The following is a 411-nucleotide window of genomic DNA, read 5'->3' as shown; positions in this document are numbered from 1 at the left end:
ATTTGTTCGAAGTGTCCACACAGATGATTGTTGATTAGAATTAGAGAACACAAACATTGTTTGGGTCTGTAGCTCAGCTGGTTAGAGCGCACGCCTGATAAGCGTGAGGTCGGTAGTTCAAGTCTACTCAGACCCACCACTTCTTCCCGATGCTGCGTTATTAAGCTCGTCGTTTAGAAAACACTAAACGTCCTCACTTAATGCCTGGCCTCAAAAAGAAGCTCGGTTCAAAGCAATGTTATTCCTAGTAATGTGGGGCTATAGCTCAGCTGGGAGAGCGCCTGCCTTGCACGCAGGAGGTCAGCAGTTCGATCCTGCTTAGCTCCACCACTTTACTACTCCTTCTCATAGATAAGCACTCTTAAGACAGTTACTTAAAATAAGAAACTGAGAGTTTTTAACTCTGAGAAG

General features: G+C 44.8%; 2 tRNA genes. Both read left to right on the top strand.

Features of this window, described 5'->3' with window-relative positions:
* The first annotated feature begins 62 nt into the window (after window positions 1-62).
* Window positions 63-139: transfer RNA gene (locus tag IY568_RS24500), tRNA-Ile, on the top strand.
* 115 nt (window positions 140-254) lie between these two features.
* Window positions 255-330: transfer RNA gene (locus IY568_RS24495), tRNA-Ala, on the top strand.
* The last annotated feature ends 81 nt before the right edge of the window (window positions 331-411 follow it).

Origin of the sequence: Pseudoalteromonas sp. PPB1, assembly GCF_015356275.1 — a bacterium.
GTDB classification, from domain to species: Bacteria; Pseudomonadota; Gammaproteobacteria; order Enterobacterales; family Alteromonadaceae; genus Pseudoalteromonas; species Pseudoalteromonas rubra_D.
The sequence above is the reverse complement of the archived record's forward strand: the minus strand, read 5'-3'. Positions and strand labels throughout refer to the sequence as shown.